This is a genomic window from Tritonibacter sp. SIMBA_163 (genome assembly GCF_046535935.1).
Lineage (GTDB): Bacteria > Pseudomonadota > Alphaproteobacteria > Rhodobacterales > Rhodobacteraceae > Epibacterium > Epibacterium scottomollicae.
Window position 1 is genome coordinate 1 of record NZ_JAWJBP010001228.1, and the last position, 239, is coordinate 239.

At 73.2% G+C, this 239-nt stretch carries 1 pseudogene; it reads right to left on the minus strand.

The annotated features are described in order from the left end of the window. A pseudogene (locus R0J92_RS26225) lies at positions 1-239 on the minus strand (hypothetical protein); the annotation flags it as partial.

The window sequence follows — 239 nt, forward strand, 5'->3', positions numbered from 1 at the left end:
GCGGGCCGCGGGTGGCACGGTCGAGCGCCCAGGCGCCCAGCACCAGGCCGCTGCCGATCACCAAGCCCGCCGGGGCCAGCTGCAGCCATGACACGCCTGGGACGACGGTCAGGATCACGCCCATGCCGACGAAGAAGGGCGACCACATCACTGCGCCGGAAAAGCCGCGCACCACCGCGAGCGTGAGCCGTCGACGCAGCCGCGGGCGCATCTCCGGGTCGAGCAGGCTGGCGACCAGT